This is a genomic window from Streptomyces sp. NPDC002779 (assembly GCF_042888685.1).
GTDB lineage: Bacteria > Actinomycetota > Actinomycetes > Streptomycetales > Streptomycetaceae > Streptomyces.
The window spans coordinates 853,661-869,706 of sequence record NZ_JBIAQC010000002.1; the positions used below are offsets into that span (position 1 = coordinate 853,661).

The following is a 16,046-nucleotide window of genomic DNA, read 5'->3' on the forward strand; positions in this document are numbered from 1 at the left end:
GTGCCATCGCGGAGGCCGGGTCGTCACGTAGGGTCGGCCACGTGAGCGGGCGGCTCGCGGCTACCGGCGCAGTGCCTCGACCGGCTGCACCCGGCTGGCCCTCCATGCGGGGTAGAGACCCGCCAGGAGACCGGTGAGCAACCCGATGCCGGGTGCCGCGACGGCGACCTGCGGATGGATCACGGGTGTCCAGTCCCTGGCTAGAGCGACGCCCACGACGGTGAGGATGCCGAGTGACGCGCCGACCAGGCCGCCGAGCGTACCGAGCGCGCCCGACTCGGTGAGGAACTGGGCCGTGATGTGCCGTCCGCGGGCACCGAGCGCGCGGCGCAGACCGATCTCACCGGTGCGCTCCAGGACGGCGACCAACGTGGTGTTGGCGATGCCCAGGGTCCCGATGAACAGACAGATCGCGGCGAGCACCAGGAACAACTGGTTGAGATCACCGCCCACTCCAGCCCGCAGCGCCCTGGGGTCGGGCGGTGGCACGGACCTGAAGTGCTCCGGGTGCGCGGGATCGAGCGACAGCGGTACCTCGGCGGCCACCTGCGGTGCGGCACCCAGGCGTGTGGACACGAGCATCTTGGGCGCGTTCTTCGGCGCACCCCAGATCCGCTGCGCGGTGGACCGGGGCACCACGACGGAGAGCAGCAGGTCGGCCTGGCGCTCGACGTCGTCCACGATGCCCACGACGCTGAAGGCCTCGTCACCGATGAACACGGCGGGCGCGGTCTCCAGGGTCGTGATGCCGAGCCGGGCGGCAAGGCCCGCGCCGACGACGGCGACCCGCTGCTCCGTGCGGTCGTGCCAGGGGTCGTAGAGCCGGCCCTGGGCGAGGGTGGGGTGCGCCGCTCGCAGTACGCCTGAGGATGCGGCCACCACCTGGATCCGGCTGTTGCCGCGGTCGGGGCCCACCGGTGCCGATCGGACCTGCTCCTCGGGAGCCAGGTCGACGGACCAGTAGACGCCCGCGTCCCGTACGCCGTTGAGCCGCTCCACCCGCTGGTCCGCGTCGGCGGGGAAGCCGACGGTGCCGAGGGCGCCCTGCTCGCGGGAGACGTCGTCGACGGTCACCTCGGTGGCGCTCAGCGCGTTGAACCGCTCGTCGATCTGCGAGGAGGCGGTCGCGGTCAGGCCGAGGATGGCGACGAACGTGCCGACTCCCAGCACCGTCCCGAGCGAGGTCAGCACGGAACGGGCAGGGCGCTGCAGCACGCCGGCGAGAGCCTCGGAGACCAGGTCCCGCACCGCGAGCCGGTGCCGGACCACGCCGGCGGGCCGACTGGCCGCGCGCCCGCGGAGCCCCGGCAGGGAGAACGGAAGACGCCTCATATGGGCCTGCCTGACCGCAGGAGGTCGAGGGTCGGGGAGTCCGGCCAGTCGGACTCGGGCTCGGGCCCAAGTGCCGTCGGGCCGTGCGGCCGGGCGTTCGGCGCGAGATGCGGCGCGGCTGAGGTCTCCGACAGTGCGCCGTCCCGAATGGTCACGGTGCGTTGCCCGCGGGCCGCCACCGCCGGGTCGTGGGTGATGACGACCACTGTCATACCGCTGCGGTGCACCGCGTCCAGTAGTCCGAGGATGGCCTCAGCGGTCGCGGTGTCGAGGTTGCCGGTCGGCTCGTCGCACAACAGCAGCGACGGCCGTCCTGCCAACGCCCGTGCGATGGCGACGCGTTGGCGCTCTCCACCGGAGAGCTGGGTGGGCAGGGATTGCACGCGGTGGCCGAGCCCCACCTGTTCGAGGGCGGCACGGGCGCGTGCCGCGCGCTCCCGGCGCGGAGTGCCGTCGTAGACGAGGCTGAGCGCCACGTTCTCCAGGGCGCTGCGGTGCGGCATGAGGTGGAACGCCTGGAACACGAATCCGATGCGCTCTCCGCGCAGGGCCGTGCGGTCCGCGTCCGCCAGCGAGCCGGTGTCGACACCGTCGAGCAGGTACCCGCCCGTCGTCGGTGAGTCGAGCAGCCCCACGATGTTCAGGAACGTCGACTTGCCGGCCCCGGAGGGACCGACCACGGTGACGAACTCGCCGCGCTCGACGCGCAGGTCACAGGGAGCGAGTGCCTGTACCGGCGGTGGCCCCGGGTAGGTCAGGCCCACCTGGCGCAGTTCGATGACCGGAGGTTCGGCCACGGCGGTCACGAACCCGCTCCCGCCGCGTCCGCGGGGTTCGGGCGCACGCCGATGAGGACCTTGTCCCCCTCGGTGAGCACGCCCGGGGTCCGCGGGCGCACTTCCACGCTGCCGTCCCCCGTGCTCCCGGTGACCACCGCCACCTTGCGTCGGCCGTCGCCCTTCTCCACGACGGTCACCGTCGTCGTGCCGTCCGCGCCCGCCGACACCGCCGACAGCGGCACGACCAGGCTCGCGCCCTTGGTGGCCGCGGCGCGCACGGTCAGGCGAACGTCCTGTCCGGTGAGGTCCGGCGGCAGCGGCTTGTCCGGGCGTACGAGCATCAGGTAGCCCTGGGCGCCGGTGGCCTGCTCCTTGTCCTCTCCCCCGCTCGCGGCGGTCTGCTCCTGGCCGACGGTGTCCGCGACCGACACGACCCTCGCGGTCGCGGTGCGGCCGGTCACCTCGGACAGGATCTCCACCCGCTGACCAGACCTGACCAGGCCCTTCTCGTGCTGCTGCAGGTAGCCTTGGACGACCAGGGCGCCGGCCGACACGGTGAGGACCGGGCCGGATACCTCCTCGCCGACCCGCGCGTGCACCGCGTCGACCCGGGCGGGGAAGCGGGACAGGAAGACGACTTCGGAGGCGGGCAGCATGGGTCCGGTCGTCGCCCGCACCCGGGCCAGCTCGTCGCGCGCCTTGGCCAGGTCCTCCTCTGCTCGCTCGACCTGGCGCGCGGTGCTTCCGCCCGCGCCCTTGCCGTCGGTGCCGAGAGGGTCGCCCACGCCCTTGCCGTCCGCGTCGGTGCCCGCGTCATCGGCGTGGGTGGGGGAGCCGGTGCCGGACGCCGCGCCCAGGCGGGCGTCCTCCAGCGCCCGTTCGGCCAGGGTCACCGCGGCCTCGGCGTTGTGCACCGCGTTGTCGCCGTCTTCCTGGGCGGTCTGCGGTGTGTAACCGATGTGGTCGTAGAACCCGGTGAGCGCGGCCTTCGTCTGCGGCCCGAAATACCCGGCCCGGTCACCGGCCGTGCTGTGCCCGAGCTCGGTCAGCGCGTCCTGGAGCTGGGCGATGTCATCCCCCTCCGCCCCAGGCTTCAGGTCCCGGAAGACAGGCAGTTCGCCCCGCAGGGCGAACATCGGACGGCCGGAGACCTCGAGGAGCCACTGGCCGGCCTCGATCCGCTGACCGTCCTTGACCGACAGCTTGGTGATAACGGGCGTGCCTCCGTCGGGGCCGCCCGCCGAAGGGCTGACCTCGACGGTCTGGGCCGCGGTGACCGTGCCGCGGACGGTGACCGAGTCCTCCAAGACCCGGTGCTCGACCGGGGCCGTCAGCACCGTCGGCGGGGGCGCTTCGGAGTCGGCCGCGGCCTGCGCGGGCGACTTGATCACCTGGGTGGCCGCCATGCCGGCGCCGGAGAGCAGTACCGCTCCCGTGGCGATCCCCACGGCCCACCGGCGCTTTCGGGCCAGCCCCGCGGCACCATTGTGCACCTCGCCATCGGACATGGCGGTTCCCTTTCCCCGGACCTTCTCCTGGCCTTGCCCGGTGCGCTCGTACGGACCGGACGGTGGCGCGGTCAGCCGCGCAGCACCTGCTCCGCGGCCTTCACCGCGGCTTCGTTCTGCTTCCTCGCCTCGTCAAGGGCGAGTTGGTGCTCCTCGATCTGCTTGCGCTGGATTTCGGAGTCGGCCTCGAACCAGATGTTCACCAGGTTGACGGCCTTCTTGCAGTCGATATCCGCCAGTGCGCCACTGATCGCCCGCTCGCTGTCGAGCGGCTGCCCCTTGTTCAGGTCGATGGCCTCGAAAGGATGGGCGACTTCGTAGCCCTTCCCCTTCATACAGGACGACCATTTCCCCGTGGCGTCCCGCACTTCCGGAGCGTCCTGGGACCGCATCAGGCTCTCGTAGTTCAGGCGGCTCACGAGCGAGAATTCAAGTCCGGCGGATCCGACCTTGTTCTGGGCCCATCCCGTGCAACCGCCCTTGGGGATCTTCTTCCCCTCGTAGGAGTCCGGGGCCGGGGTGACACTGTCACCCTTGCGGAGCCCGCCGCTCAGCACCATCTCCGCCGACTCGGTCAGGGCAGGCGCTTGCGCCCCGGTTTCCGGGCCCTTTTCGTCGAGCCCGTACCCGTGCTTTTCCGCCACCTTGCGGTCGGTGATGCCGTAGCGCCGTTCCATGTTCGCATCGTTGGAATTCGGCGGCGGCGTGGTACCGGCGGGCGGCGGGCGGAAATCGAAGCCGAAACCCGCCATGCATTCGGACTGCAGATTGCGTGTCGCCTGATCGATGACCACGTTCTGCTCATACGTCTGCATGTACTGCTCGAGCGGCAGGGTCAGCCCCTTGGCCAGCCCGCTCTCCGGGGTGGCCGGAGGCCACTTGGACCGGTCGACGTTCTTCAGATTCTGCGCAGCGGCAGCCGCCGGATCACGCTCCTGCTCGGCGGCGCAGCCCGCCGTGACCGTGCTGACCAGCACGGACACGGCGAGCAGCGCGTAGCGTCGGTTACGCGAAGTGCTGCGAGGCATTGTTGTTCTTCAGCGTGGAGTTCAGGTCGACAATCTTGCCGCCGGCGCAGTACTGGCTGCCGTTGGTGTGCGCGAAGTACTGCGAGCTGCCCTGGTAACCGGAGTTGTAGTAGATCCGGTACGCGTCGTACGGGCCGCAGTTCTCGACGGAGGCCGCGTTGTTCTTCACGGCCTGACCCGTGCCGGGCGCGGTGTTGCCCACATTGTTCTTACCGAACACGAAGTTGTACGTCTGAGAGGTGGCCCCGTTGGCCGACACGGTCTCGCCCGCGTAGTTGTAGACGTTCCCATAGAAGTGGGCCCTACCCGAGTAGTAGCCGTCGTTCGCGATCGAGTTGTAGTGCACGTTGAGCTGGCCGCCCGCGTTCTCAATGCCGCAGACCTTGTAGCCGCAGTTGTTGTCCACGTTGTACGTGGCCGCATTCGCGGTCGGCGCGGTGACAAGCAGGGCGGCGGCAGTGGCAGCGGTGGTGACGAACACGGCGCTGACGCGCTTGTTGAACATCTTCATTCCTACTCCTAAGAAAGAGAAACACCTTGAGAGGAGTGGAACGCAGGCTGTCCAGACGTTCCCGCATGTCGCTGAACATTCGAGCATGCGGAATTTGCAGCAAGGATCGATCGGGCATCGAATCCATACTCCGTGCGTTGCAGGTTCCCCCCCGGGCTGTGATCTTCATTAGAGCAGATTCACATCGCCCTCAAACGGACAAGTGATCACTTCTGAACCATCTCAGGTAGATCACGTTCGGGTCACGAGAAGAGCGCGCACCGACCTGGCCAAGAGCCTCCCGGCCGTCGGTAGGAGGCCCGGTGATCACGGTGCAGCCCCGACGAGGCCGCGCCGCCCGCCGCCCCGCGCCTGGGACGGAACCCCGTTCCGGTGCCACACCGTCCCAGGCATATACCCCTCCGCAAAGGCCCCCGACCGCAAGGAAGTCCTCGGCTTCGTCGAGTACTACGTCGAGGACCACAAGGCCATCGCCGAGGACGCGCAGTTCATCCCGCTCAACTCCGAGCAGGAGACCGAGCTCAAGGCGGCCATCGACAAGCTGAAGGCAGCGGCGGGGTGACCTCGCTGTCGCTGAAGGCCCCCGCAGGGACCCCGTCCCTGCGGGGGCCAAGCCGCGCTACGGTGAACGGGTCATCCAGGGACTGCTGTTGACGGCTGCGCTGGTCTCCGTCGCCACCACCGTCGGCATCGTCGTCCCGCTCATCCCGCCCACCGTCGACTTCTTCGAGCGCGTCAGTCTCACCGAGTTCCTCGGCGGCACCGAGTGGACCGCGCTGTTCAGCACCCCCGAGTACGGGGTGCTGCCGCTGCTCGGCGCCACCATGCTGATCATGTGATCGCGCTCGCCGTCGCCGTGCCGGTGGGGCTAGGGGCCGCCGTCCATCTGAGTGAGTACGCCGACCGCCGGGTGCGGGCCACGCTCAAACCCGCCCTCGAAGTGCTGGCCGGTGTGCCCACCGTCGTCTACGGCTTCTTCGTGCTCAGCTTCGTCACGCCCCGGCTGCAGGAGTGGTGGCCGGCCGGGCGGCGACGGACCCGACGGTGCAGTCCTTCGAGTACAGGACCATCTTCGCCGTCGGTGCGCTGCTGTTCGTCATCACCTTCGTGATGAACGTGATCAGCATCCGGCTCGTGCGCAAATACCGGGAGGTGTACGAATGACCGCCGGGACCGGAATCCGGGTCGCCGAACCGCCGCCCCACCCCGCACCCCGCAAGCTCGCCGGACGGTGCTTCCGGCCGGGCGAGAGCGCCTTCCGGCTGATCCTGCTGTGCTGTCTGGCCGTGGGCATCATCTTCCTCGGCGTGCTCATCTCCTATGTGCTGGTCGAGGCCTGGCCGAGGCTGGACTCCCGGCTGTGGGAGAACTTCCCCCCATCCGCCGGCCGGAGCGCGCCGGTGCCCAGTCCGCGATCTTCGGCACGATCTGGGTGATCGCCTTCACCGCCCTGTTCTGTCTGCCCACCGGCATCATGCGGCCATCTACCTGGAGGAGTACGCCGACCAGAACCGCTGGTACAACCGCATGATCGAGATCAACATCCAGAACCGTGTTGACGGCCTCGCTCACGCTGTCGCTGCTGGTCCCGCCCGTTGTCATCATCGATTGAACGCGCCCCGCCGGTGAGGCCTGCGTCGCCGACCTCACCGACTGTCTGGGACTGCGCCAGCCGACGGTCAGCCACCACCTGAAGGTGATGACCGAGGCGGGACTGCTGACCCGGGAACGGCGGGGGACCTGGGTCTGGTACGCCGTCGACCGCGGCGGACTGCACCGGGTGCGGGACATCCTGGGCCCGGCCCCGGTCCACGCCGCCTAGGCCGACTCCGGGGCCGTCCCCAGCGACCGCTCCCGCACCCGCGCCAAATGCCCGGCGAAGACCTCCCGGGTGTCCGGGGTCAGTGTCCGCAGGGCGATCAGGGCCGTGATCACGACGTCGCAGAGTTCCGCCTGGACGTCGTCCCAGGTGTGCGTGACGCCCTTGCGTGGGTTCTGGCCGGTCGCCCCGATCACCGCCTCGGCGACCTCGCCGACCTCCTCGGACAGCTTCAGCATGCGCAGGAGCATGGCTTCGCGGCCGTCGAGCGGGCGGTTGGCCTCCAGCCAGGACCACAGCTCGTCGATGCCGGACCAGAGGTCGGGAGGGGTGGTGGCCCGTTCGGGAGGGGTGGCCTGTTCAGTCATGTGAGCAGGGTTTCATGGCACGCCAGGGGCCTACCGCGAGAACTCCTGCTCGAACAAGGCCACCTGCTCTCCCTCCCGCTCCTCCCGCAGCCGCTTGTTGCGCATGCCCACGACCACCGCGGTGCCGGCGGCCGTCGCCGCGAACGCCGCCGGGACCATCCAGCCCCGGTCGACGACATGGCCGAGCGCGTGGTCCAGGGAGAGCCGGCCGGGGCCGGTGACCGCCAGGCCCAGGGCGGCCAGGCCCAGGGTCGCCGCGTACTCGTAGCCGCCGCTCGCGTTGAAGAAGCCGTTCGGGGTGTGCACCGCGGCGGCGCCTGCCATCGCCCCGCCGGCCGCAGCGCCCGCCGCCGGGGTGGCCAGGCCGAGCGCCAGCAGCGTGCCGCCGCCCGCCTCGGCGAGCCCGGCCATCGTGGCGTTGACCCGGCCGGGCCGGTACCCCACAGACTCCATGAACTTGCCGGTGCCCTCGATGCCACCCCCGCCGAACCAGCCGAACAGCTTCTGCGCGCCGTGCGCGGCGAGCACCCCGCCGGCACCCAGCCGGAGCAGCAGCAGGCCCAGATCATGTCGGTCGTAAGCGCTCACGATGTCTCCCGTGGCAGTCGGCGGCAACAGTCCCCACCCGCGCCTCCACCGTCGCACCGGTCGCGCCCGGCGGGCCTGTCCGGGCCGCCGTTCGGGTGGCGGGGTGCCGGGAGCGGTGTGAGTCTGCCGTCATGACGATCCAACCGAAGAATCTCAGCGACCCGGTCGTCCGGGACTTCGTGACCGCCGTCAACCAGCACGACCGGGACGCCTTCATGGCGCTGCTCGCCCCGGACGCGACCATGGCGGACGACGGCTCCGACCGGGACCTCGACGACTGGGTCGACCGGGAGATCTTCCAGTCCCGCGGGCACCTTCAGGTCGACCGCGAGTCCGACGGCGGCCAGGCCCTCATCGCCCGCTACAGCAATGACACCTGGGGCGAGATGCGCACCCGGTGGCGCTTCGAGATCGACGACAGCGGACGGATCCGCCGCTTCGAGACCGGGCAGGCGTAAGACGGCAGGCGTAAGACGGCAGGCGTAAGACTTCGTACGGCCCCTTGCGCTGAAGTGCGCTCCAACTCCTAGCGTCTGCCGTCATGGAGACGAACTTCAGGACCCTGGGCCGCAGTGGCATCGACGTCAGCGCGCTCGGCTTCGGCTGCTGGGCCATCGGCGGTGAATGGACCGACCCGGACGGGCAGCCGCTCGGCTGGGGCCGGGTCGACGACGAGGAGTCCGTACGGGCCGTCCGGCGCGCCCTCGACCTCGGTGTGACCTTCTTCGACACCGCCGACACCTACGGCGCCGGGCACAGCGAGCGCGTCCTGGGCCGTGCGCTGGGCAAGCGGCGGGCCGATGTCGTCGTCGCCACCAAGTGGGGCAACGTCTTCGACGAGGAGACCCGCACCCTCACCGGCGGCGACGACTCCCCGGCGTACGCGCGCCGGGCCCTGACCGCGTCACTGCGGCGTCTGGACACCGACTACATCGACCTGTACCAGCTGCACCTGTCGGAGGCCGAACCCGAACGGGCCGCCGAACTCCGGGACGCGTGCGAGGAGTTCGTGCGCGAGGGGATCGTCCGGGCCTACGCCTGGAGCACCGACGATCCGGCCCGCGCCGCCGTGTTCGCGAAGGGCGCGCACTGTACGGCCGTACAGCACCGGCTCAATGTGCTCCAGGACGCCCCCGAGATGCTGGCGCTGTGCGCGGAGTCCAACCTGGCGAGCATCAACCGCAGCCCGCTCGCCATGGGGTTGTTGACCGGTAAGCGGGCTGCCGGGCAGGTGCTGGAGGCGGGGGACATCCGCAGCGCGCCGCCCGCCTGGCTGCCCGGGTTCTCGGCGGAGGGTGCCGACGCCGAGTGGCTGAAGCGGGTCGAGGCGCTCCGGGAGATCCTCACCAGCGGCGGCCGTACGCTCGCCCAGGGCGCCCTCGCCTGGATCTGGGCGCGCAGCCCGCACACGGTGCCGATCCCCGGGTTCCGTACGGTCGCGCAGGCCGAGGAGAACGCCGGGGCGCTCACCCAAGGGCCGCTCACCGGGGCTCAGTTGGCGGAAGTCGACGGCATCCTGGGACGGTGATCCGCGCCCCGTACGTATCCGGCAGCCGTCCACGGCGCGGAGTGCACCCCGCGGTCCCGCGCGAGGCCCACCCCCAACCCGCGCCGTGGGACGGCTGCCGTTTCCCCCCTCGGTGTGGTCCGGCGGAAGCTCCGCACTCCAGCTGTGAAGTTCTTGTGGAGGCGATTTGAGCATAGGGCGCCGACCGGCCGCGATGGGGCGGACGGTCACATTCCGTATGTGTACGTTGTGAAGGCTGCGGCCTAGCCGCGGCCCACGTACGGCATGGCCGTCGCCAGGACCGTCGCGAACTGCACGTTCGCCTCAAGCGGCAGCTCCGCCATGTGCCGGACCGTGCGCGCCACATCGGCCACGTCCATCACCGGCTCGGGCGCGACCTCGCCGTTGGCCTGGAGCGCGCCGGTCTGCATGCGGGCCGTCATGTCCGTGGCCGCGTTGCCGATGTCGATCTGGCCCACCGCGATGTTGTACGGCCGCCCGTCCAGCGACAGCGACTTGGTCAGGCCCGTCAGCGCGTGCTTGGTCGCCGTGTAGGCGACGGAGTGCGGACGGGGCGTATGGGCGGAGATCGAGCCGTTGTTGATGATCCGGCCGCCCTGCGGGTCCTGCTCCTTCATCTGCCGGTACGCCGCCTGCGCGCACAGGAACGCCCCGTTGAGGTTGGTGTCCACCACGTGCCGCCAGGCGTCGTAGGGCAGCTCCTCCACCGGCACCCCGCCGGGCCCGAACGTCCCCGCGTTGTTGAACAGCAGGTCGACCCGCCCGAACCGGTCCACCGCCGCGGCGAACAGCGCGGCCACGTCCTCCGGCCGCGACACGTCCGTGCGTACGGCGAGGGCGGCGCCCTCGGGGGCCAGGGCCGCCGTCTCCTCCAGTGTGGCGGTGCGGCGGCCGGCCAGCGCCACCGACCAGCCCGCGCGCAGCAGCTCCACGGCGACCGCGCGTCCGATGCCGGAACCCGCCCCGGTCACCACGGCGGTCCTCGGCTTGCCCGTTTGCTTCGCATTCATGGGCCCGCAGCCTAGGCGAGGGTCCGCCATCCGGAACTCATCTGTCCGCCATCCGGGTGTTGTGTACGCGCCAATCGCGAGTCGTCCCCGGCCACTCCAATGCGGGGTGCATTCATTCGCCAGGGGAGGACCGGATGACACTCGAAGCAGACTCGCCACAGCACGACCCCGAACTCCGCGCCGCCGCTCGCCATTTGGGCCGGCGCCGCTTCCTCACGGTCACCGGCGCGGCCGCCGCGCTCGCCTTCGCGGTGAACCTGCCGACGGCCGGTGTCGCCGGCGCCGCCGAGCTCGACGCCGCCCGGATCACCGACGACCCCTTCACGCTCGGCGTCGCCTCCGGCGACCCGCTGCCCGGCTCCGTCCTGCTGTGGACCCGGCTCGCACCCGCCCCCTACCAGCCCGACGGCGGCCTGCCCGCCGAGCGCGTCACCGTGCACTGGGAGCTGGCCCGCGACGAGAACTTCCGCCGCCCCGTCAGACGCGGCATCGCCACCGCCCACCCCGAGTTCCACCACACGGTCCATGTCGAGGTGAACCACCTGGGCACGGACCAGGTCCTCTTCTACCGCTTCCGCGTCGGCAAGTGGATCTCCGAGACCGGCCGCACCCGCACCGCCCCCGCCCCCGCCGCCCACGGCTCCGGGCTCAAGCTCGCCGCGGTCTCCTGCCAGGCGTACCACGACGGCTACTTCACCCCCTACGGCCATCTCGCCGCCGACGACGTCGACGTCGTCTTCCACCTCGGCGACTACCTCTACGAGTACGCGGTCAACTCCGTCGGCGGCGCCCGCAACTACACAGACCGCACGCTGCCCGCCCTCTTCAACCGCGAGACCGTCACGCTGGAGGACTACCGCCTGCGCTACGCCCTCTACAAGTCCGACCCCGACCTGCGCGCCGCGCACGCCGCGCACCCCTTCGTCGTCACCTGGGACGACCACGAGACCGAGAACAACTACGCCGACGACACCCCCGAGAACAGCGTCCCGCCGGAGGAGTTCCTGCTGCGCCGGGCCTCCGCCTACCGCGCCTACTGGGAGCACCAGCCGCTGCGCCGCCCGCAGCTGCCCGAGGGCCCCGACATGCAGCTGTACCGGCGGCTGCACTGGGGCCGGCTCGCCCAGTTCGACGTGCTCGACACCAGGCAGTACCGCAGCAACCAGGCCCAGGGGGACGGCGCCAAGGTGCCCGGGCCCGAGGTCGACGACCCGGCGCGCACGATGACCGGTGCGACGCAGGAGCGGTGGCTGCTGGACGGCTGGCAGCGGTCGCGGGCGGTGTGGAACGTCGTCCCGCAGCAGGTTGTCTTCTCACAGCGCAAGTTCGACCTGACCGAGCCGTCCCGGGTCTCGATGGACGCCTGGGACGGCTACCGCGCCTCCCGCCGCCGGGTCCTGGACGGCGCCGAGGCCGCCGGGGTGGAGAACCTGATGGTGCTCACCGGCGATGTGCACGTCGGGTACGCCTTCGACATCAAGGACGACTTCGACGACCCGGCCTCGCGGGTGCGGGGCACCGAGATCGTGGCGACCTCGATCGCCAGCGGCCGGGACGGCGCCGACCGCCCCGCGAACTGGAACACCTACATGGCCGCCAACCCGCACCTGCGGTTCTACAACGGCCGGCGCGGCTATGTGACCGTCGCGCTGGACGAGCGGCGGGCGCGGGCGGACTTCAAGACGGTGCCGTACGTGACCACGCCCGGGGCGCCGGTCACGACGGCCGCGTCCTTCGTCACGGAGGCGGGGGAGCCGGGGCTCAGGCCGGCGTGAGCACGGGCGCGCCGGGCTCGCCCTCGGTCTCCCCGTTCGCGCCGGTCGCGCCGGTCTCGCTCGGGTAGCGGACGCCGACGCGGTCCCGGATCGCGTCGAGCGTCCGCATCACGGCGAGGGTGCCGTCCAGCGGGACGAGCGGGGACTCGGTCTCCCCGGCCCGCAGGGCGCGCATCACCTCGGTGGCCTCGTGGCGCAGGCTGTTGCGGGGGCCGTCGGCCGGGTCGGCGGCGAACTTCTCGGGGTCGCGGCCGTCCCGGTGCAGCACGAAGTGGTCCGGGAAGAAGAAGCCGGAGGGAATGTCGATCCGGCCGAGCGAGCCGGTGACCGACGCCGAGGTCGCCGTACCGCCGACGATGGAGCAGTGCACCGAAGCGAGAGCGCCGCTCTCCCAGGAGAGCAGTGCTCCCGTCTGGAGATCGACGCCCTCGTCGGAGAGCACCGCTCTCGCGGCGACGTCCGAGGGCTCCCCGAGCAGCAACTGCGCGAACGACACCGGGTAGACCCCGAGATCGAGCAGCGCGCCCCCGCCCTGGAGCGGGTCGCGCAGGCGGTGCGAGGGCGGGAAGGGCCCGGCGAGCCCGAAGTCGGCCTGCACACTGCGCACTTCACCGACCGCCCCGTCGTCGACGAGCGCCTTCACCTTCCTGACCAGCGGATTGCAGTACATCCACATCGCCTCCATCAGGAAGCTCCCGCGCGCCCGGGCGAGGGCGACCAGCTCCTCGGCCTCGCGCGAGTTCAGCGTGAACGCCTTCTCGCACAGCACGTTCCGGCCGGCCTCCAGACACAGCCCGGCGGCGGCCCGGTGCGCCGAGTGCGGGGTGGCGACGTAGACGACGTCGACGTCCTCGTCCGCCGCGAGCGCGGCCCAGTCGCCGTACGCCCGCGCGATCCCGAAGCGCTCCGCGAACGCGTCCGCCGACGCCTGCGACCGAGAGGCCACCGCCACGACCTCCGCGTCCGGCAGGTCGACCAGATCCGCCGTGAACGCGGCCGCGATCCCGCCGGTCGCCAGGATCCCCCAGCGCACCCTCTGCTCCGTCATCCCCGAACCCCACCCTTGCTGTAGTGACCCTCGGCACTGCGTTCGAGCTGAGAGCATAGGTGCCGTATCGCGAGGAGAGGGAGGGCACATGCCCGACAGCGGGGCGTCCAGGGCATCCATACCGAACGAGACGCAGGCGGCCGTACCGAAGACGGAACCGGCCGCCCGCGTCATGCGGCGCACCGGACTGCTCGTCACCTTCGTCCTCGGCGGCCTGACCGCCACGCCCCCGCTGGCCATGGACATGTACCTCCCGGCCCTCCCGCAGGTCACCGGCGCCCTGAACGCCCCTGCCGCCACCGTCCAGCTCACCCTCACCGCCTGTCTGGCCGGCATGGCGCTCGGCCAGCTCGTGGTCGGCCCGATGAGCGATCGATGGGGCCGCCGGCGCCCGCTGCTCATCGGCCTCGCCGTCTACGTCGTCGCCACCGCCCTGTGCGCGTTCGCGCCCACCGTCGAGGCCCTGGTCGCCTTCCGGCTGGCGCAGGGTCTCGCGGGTGCGGCCGGGATCGTGATCGCGCGTGCGGTCGTCCGCGACCTCTACGACGGCATCGCGATGGCCCGCTTCTTCTCCACGCTCATGCTGATCTCCGGGGTCGCGCCGATCATCGCGCCGCTGATCGGCGGGCAGATCCTGCGGGTGACGGACTGGCGGGGCGTGTTCGTCGTTCTGACGGTGGTCGGGGCGCTGCTCGCGGGGCTGGTGTGGGCGCGGCTGCCGGAGACGCTGGCGCCCGCCGACCGCCACGAGGGAGGCGTGGGCGAGGCCCTGCGCTCGATGCGGGGGCTGCTGGCGGACCGGGCCTTCGCGGGCTACATGCTGACGGGCGGGTTCTCCTTCGCGGCGCTGTTCGCGTACATCGCCGCGTCGCCGTTCGTGATCCAGGAGATCTACGGTGCCTCGCCGCAGACCTTCAGCCTGCTGTTCGGGCTGAACTCGATCGGGCTGGTCATCGTCGGCCAGATCAACGGCAAGGTGCTGGTGGGACGGGTCAGCCTGGACGCGGTGCTGACGGCCGGTCTGGGCGTGGTGGTGCTGGCGGCGAGCGCGCTGCTGCTGATGTCGACGGGGGTGTTCGGCGAGGTGGGCCTGGTGCCGGTTGCCGCGGCGCTTTTCGTCCTGATGTCGGCCATGGGTGTGACCCTGCCCAACACCCAGACCCTCGCGCTGCTGCGGACGAAGCAGTCGGCGGGTTCGGCGTCGGCGCTGCTGGGTACGTCGTCGTTTCTGATCGGCGCGGTGGTCTCCCCGTTGGTGGGGGTCGCCGGGGAGAACACCGCGGTCCCGATGGCCGTCGTCCAACTGGCCGCCGCACTGGTGGCGTCGGCCTGCTTCGTGGGAATGTGCCGTCCCTGGCACCGGCGGACCAGCGGTCAGGGGCGTGTGAGCGTGGAGGGAGCGGGGAGCTGAGCGCACCGAGACTGCGCGGCGACACACCGGAGCGGGCGGGGCTCGACCCGGCGGAGCTCGGCCGTCTCGTCGACGATGTCCGGGCCCTCACCACGGGTGAGCGGCCCTGGGCGGCGGGCGCGGTGGTGATCGCCGGACGGGGCCCCTGCGTCGCCGTGGAGGAAGCGGCGGGCTGGGCGGTCCGCTATGCCTCCTACGAACCCGAGACGGACACGGGCGTGGAACTGCCGCCCGCCGCCCGGGTACCGATGACCGTGACGACCCCCTTCGATCTGGCCTCGCTCACCAAGGTGTTCACCGCGGTCGCGGCGGTGCAGCAGATCGAGCGGGGCACGCTCGGCATCGACGCGGAGGTGGGCGCGTATCTGCCCGACTTCCGCGGAGCGGCGCGGTTCGGGGTGACGGTACGGCAGCTGCTGACGCACACCTCCGGGCTGCGGCCCGAACTTCCGCTGTACTCCTGCGCGGACGACGCGGAGAGGCTGGCGCGGCTGCAGGCGGAGGTGCCGGTGGGGGTGCCGGGGACGTACTGCTACTCGGATCTCAACCCGCTGGTGCTGCAGCACGTGCTGGAGCGGATCACCGGGCGTGGCCTGGACGTGCTGATCCACGACGGCATCACCCGGCCGCTCGGGATGACGGCTACGCGTTTTGGCCCCTGCCCCGGTGCGGCGGCGACGGAGTACCAGCGGCGGCCCTGGGCGAAGGCGGACCGCGGGATGCTGCGGGGGGTGGTGCACGACGAGAACGCGTGGGCGCTGGGCGGGGTGGCGGGACATGCGGGGCTGTTCTCGACGGCGCGCGATCTGGCGGTGTTCTGCCGGGCGCTGCTCGCGGGCGGCTCGTACGGTCCCGCGCGCATCCTCGGCCCGGACTTCGTGGAACTGCTGCTGACGCCGCCCGGATTGGGGTTCGCGCTGGATCAGACTGGGTTCATGGGGGAGCTGGCGGGGCGGGGGGCGGCGGGGCACACCGGCTTCACGGGGACGATGCTGGTGCTGGACCGGGCCACGGACACGTTCCTGGTCCTGCTGGCCAACACGGTGCACCCCCGGCGCCGGCCCGCGGACAGCCGCCCCCGGGCGGCGGCGGGGACGCGGGTGGCTCGGGCGGTACGGGAACGCTGACGCGGGGGCGCGGGGGGCGCGGGGGGCGCGGGGGGCGCGGGGGTACGGGGGTACGGCAGCGGTGCCGGGGACTTTCCTCGCCCCCGCCGCCCCTACCCGTCCCATCCTCCAGGGGCTGCGCCCCTTCGACCCCGCTTCAGGGGCTGCCGCCCCTTCGACCCCGCCGCAGGGGGCTCTGCCCCCTGGACCCCCGCTCCTCAAACGCCGGAGGGGC

18 protein-coding genes and 1 pseudogene are annotated in these 16,046 nt (G+C 71.5%); 10 read left to right on the plus strand and 9 right to left on the minus strand.

Going from position 1 to position 16,046, the window contains the following annotated elements:
• Positions 1-60: 60 nt before the first annotated feature.
• The 5 genes from ACFYW5_RS09460 to ACFYW5_RS09480 form a co-directional block, all read right to left on the minus strand.
• A complete protein-coding gene (locus ACFYW5_RS09460; protein ID WP_389416346.1) occupies positions 61-1,332 on the minus strand; it encodes an ABC transporter permease in 1,272 nt (423 codons plus the stop codon).
• Positions 1,329-2,138 carry an ABC transporter ATP-binding protein gene (locus ACFYW5_RS09465; RefSeq protein ID WP_389416347.1) on the minus strand — a complete coding sequence of 270 codons (810 nt, stop codon included), beginning with the start codon at positions 2,136-2,138 and terminating at the stop codon, positions 1,329-1,331. The genes ACFYW5_RS09460 and ACFYW5_RS09465 overlap by 4 nt, the downstream gene beginning before the upstream one ends.
• Positions 2,135-3,619, minus strand: a complete 1,485-nt coding sequence (locus ACFYW5_RS09470; protein ID WP_389416348.1) for a hypothetical protein — start codon at positions 3,617-3,619, stop codon at positions 2,135-2,137. Before ACFYW5_RS09470 ends, ACFYW5_RS09465 begins: the two co-directional genes overlap by 4 nt.
• 71 nt (positions 3,620-3,690) lie before the next feature.
• Entirely contained in the window at positions 3,691-4,602 is a 912-nt protein-coding gene (locus ACFYW5_RS09475) for a hypothetical protein (RefSeq protein WP_389416349.1), read from the minus strand.
• A gap of 22 nt (positions 4,603-4,624) precedes the next feature.
• Complete coding sequence (locus tag ACFYW5_RS09480; protein WP_250075529.1) at positions 4,625-5,158, minus strand: hypothetical protein; 534 nt, start codon at positions 5,156-5,158, stop codon at positions 4,625-4,627.
• 202 nt (positions 5,159-5,360) lie between these two features.
• Here ACFYW5_RS09480 and ACFYW5_RS09485 point away from each other — a divergent pair, with 202 nt between their 5' ends.
• The 5 genes and pseudogenes from ACFYW5_RS09485 to ACFYW5_RS09505 form a co-directional block, all read left to right on the plus strand.
• Entirely contained in the window at positions 5,361-5,720 is a 360-nt protein-coding gene (locus tag ACFYW5_RS09485; protein ID WP_389416350.1) for a hypothetical protein, read from the plus strand.
• Between the two features lie 88 nt (positions 5,721-5,808).
• Positions 5,809-5,997 carry a hypothetical protein gene (locus tag ACFYW5_RS09490; RefSeq protein WP_389416351.1) on the plus strand — a complete coding sequence of 63 codons (189 nt, stop codon included), beginning with the start codon at positions 5,809-5,811 and terminating at the stop codon, positions 5,995-5,997.
• Positions 5,998-6,172: 175 nt separating this feature from the next.
• On the plus strand, positions 6,173-6,322 hold the full coding sequence (locus ACFYW5_RS09495; protein WP_389416352.1) for a hypothetical protein: 150 nt from the start codon (positions 6,173-6,175) through the stop codon (positions 6,320-6,322).
• Positions 6,319-6,594, plus strand: coding sequence for a hypothetical protein (locus ACFYW5_RS09500; RefSeq protein WP_389416353.1), 276 nt, complete (start codon positions 6,319-6,321; stop codon positions 6,592-6,594). Before ACFYW5_RS09495 ends, ACFYW5_RS09500 begins: the two co-directional genes overlap by 4 nt.
• Positions 6,595-6,776: 182 nt before the next feature.
• Positions 6,777-6,980 (plus strand): annotated as a pseudogene (locus tag ACFYW5_RS09505) (ArsR/SmtB family transcription factor); the annotation flags it as partial.
• Here ACFYW5_RS09505 and ACFYW5_RS09510 read toward each other — a convergent pair.
• Both ACFYW5_RS09510 and ACFYW5_RS09515 read right to left on the minus strand, forming a co-directional pair.
• Complete coding sequence (locus ACFYW5_RS09510; protein WP_389416354.1) at positions 6,977-7,345, minus strand: MazG-like family protein; 369 nt, start codon at positions 7,343-7,345, stop codon at positions 6,977-6,979. The pseudogene ACFYW5_RS09505 and the gene ACFYW5_RS09510 overlap by 4 nt on opposite strands.
• Positions 7,346-7,375: 30 nt before the next feature.
• Positions 7,376-7,933, minus strand: a complete 558-nt coding sequence (locus ACFYW5_RS09515) for a DoxX family protein (RefSeq protein WP_389416355.1) — start codon at positions 7,931-7,933, stop codon at positions 7,376-7,378.
• Positions 7,934-8,064: 131 nt separating this feature from the next.
• Here ACFYW5_RS09515 and ACFYW5_RS09520 point away from each other — a divergent pair, with 131 nt between their 5' ends.
• Both ACFYW5_RS09520 and ACFYW5_RS09525 read left to right on the plus strand, forming a co-directional pair.
• Complete coding sequence (locus ACFYW5_RS09520) at positions 8,065-8,391, plus strand: nuclear transport factor 2 family protein (protein WP_389416356.1); 327 nt, start codon at positions 8,065-8,067, stop codon at positions 8,389-8,391.
• Positions 8,392-8,474: 83 nt separating this feature from the next.
• Positions 8,475-9,461, plus strand: a complete 987-nt coding sequence (locus tag ACFYW5_RS09525; RefSeq protein ID WP_389416357.1) for an aldo/keto reductase — start codon at positions 8,475-8,477, stop codon at positions 9,459-9,461.
• Positions 9,462-9,703: 242 nt separating this feature from the next.
• Here the strand turns inward: ACFYW5_RS09525 and ACFYW5_RS09530 are convergent, their stop codons facing one another.
• Complete coding sequence (locus ACFYW5_RS09530) at positions 9,704-10,471, minus strand: SDR family oxidoreductase (protein WP_389416358.1); 768 nt, start codon at positions 10,469-10,471, stop codon at positions 9,704-9,706.
• A gap of 134 nt (positions 10,472-10,605) precedes the next feature.
• Between ACFYW5_RS09530 and ACFYW5_RS09535 the strand changes: the two genes are divergently transcribed.
• Entirely contained in the window at positions 10,606-12,246 is a 1,641-nt protein-coding gene (locus ACFYW5_RS09535; protein WP_389416359.1) for an alkaline phosphatase D family protein, read from the plus strand.
• Here ACFYW5_RS09535 and ACFYW5_RS09540 read toward each other — a convergent pair.
• Positions 12,233-13,294: a Gfo/Idh/MocA family protein gene (locus ACFYW5_RS09540; RefSeq protein ID WP_389416360.1), complete on the minus strand. Its 1,062-nt coding sequence runs from the start codon at positions 13,292-13,294 to the stop codon at positions 12,233-12,235. The genes ACFYW5_RS09535 and ACFYW5_RS09540 overlap by 14 nt on opposite strands.
• 88 nt (positions 13,295-13,382) lie before the next feature.
• Between ACFYW5_RS09540 and ACFYW5_RS09545 the strand changes: the two genes are divergently transcribed.
• Positions 13,383-14,705, plus strand: coding sequence for a multidrug effflux MFS transporter (locus ACFYW5_RS09545; RefSeq protein ID WP_389416361.1), 1,323 nt, complete (start codon positions 13,383-13,385; stop codon positions 14,703-14,705).
• A complete protein-coding gene (locus ACFYW5_RS09550) occupies positions 14,639-15,832 on the plus strand; it encodes a serine hydrolase domain-containing protein (protein ID WP_389416362.1) in 1,194 nt (397 codons plus the stop codon). Before ACFYW5_RS09545 ends, ACFYW5_RS09550 begins: the two co-directional genes overlap by 67 nt.
• The last annotated feature ends 214 nt before the right edge of the window (positions 15,833-16,046 follow it).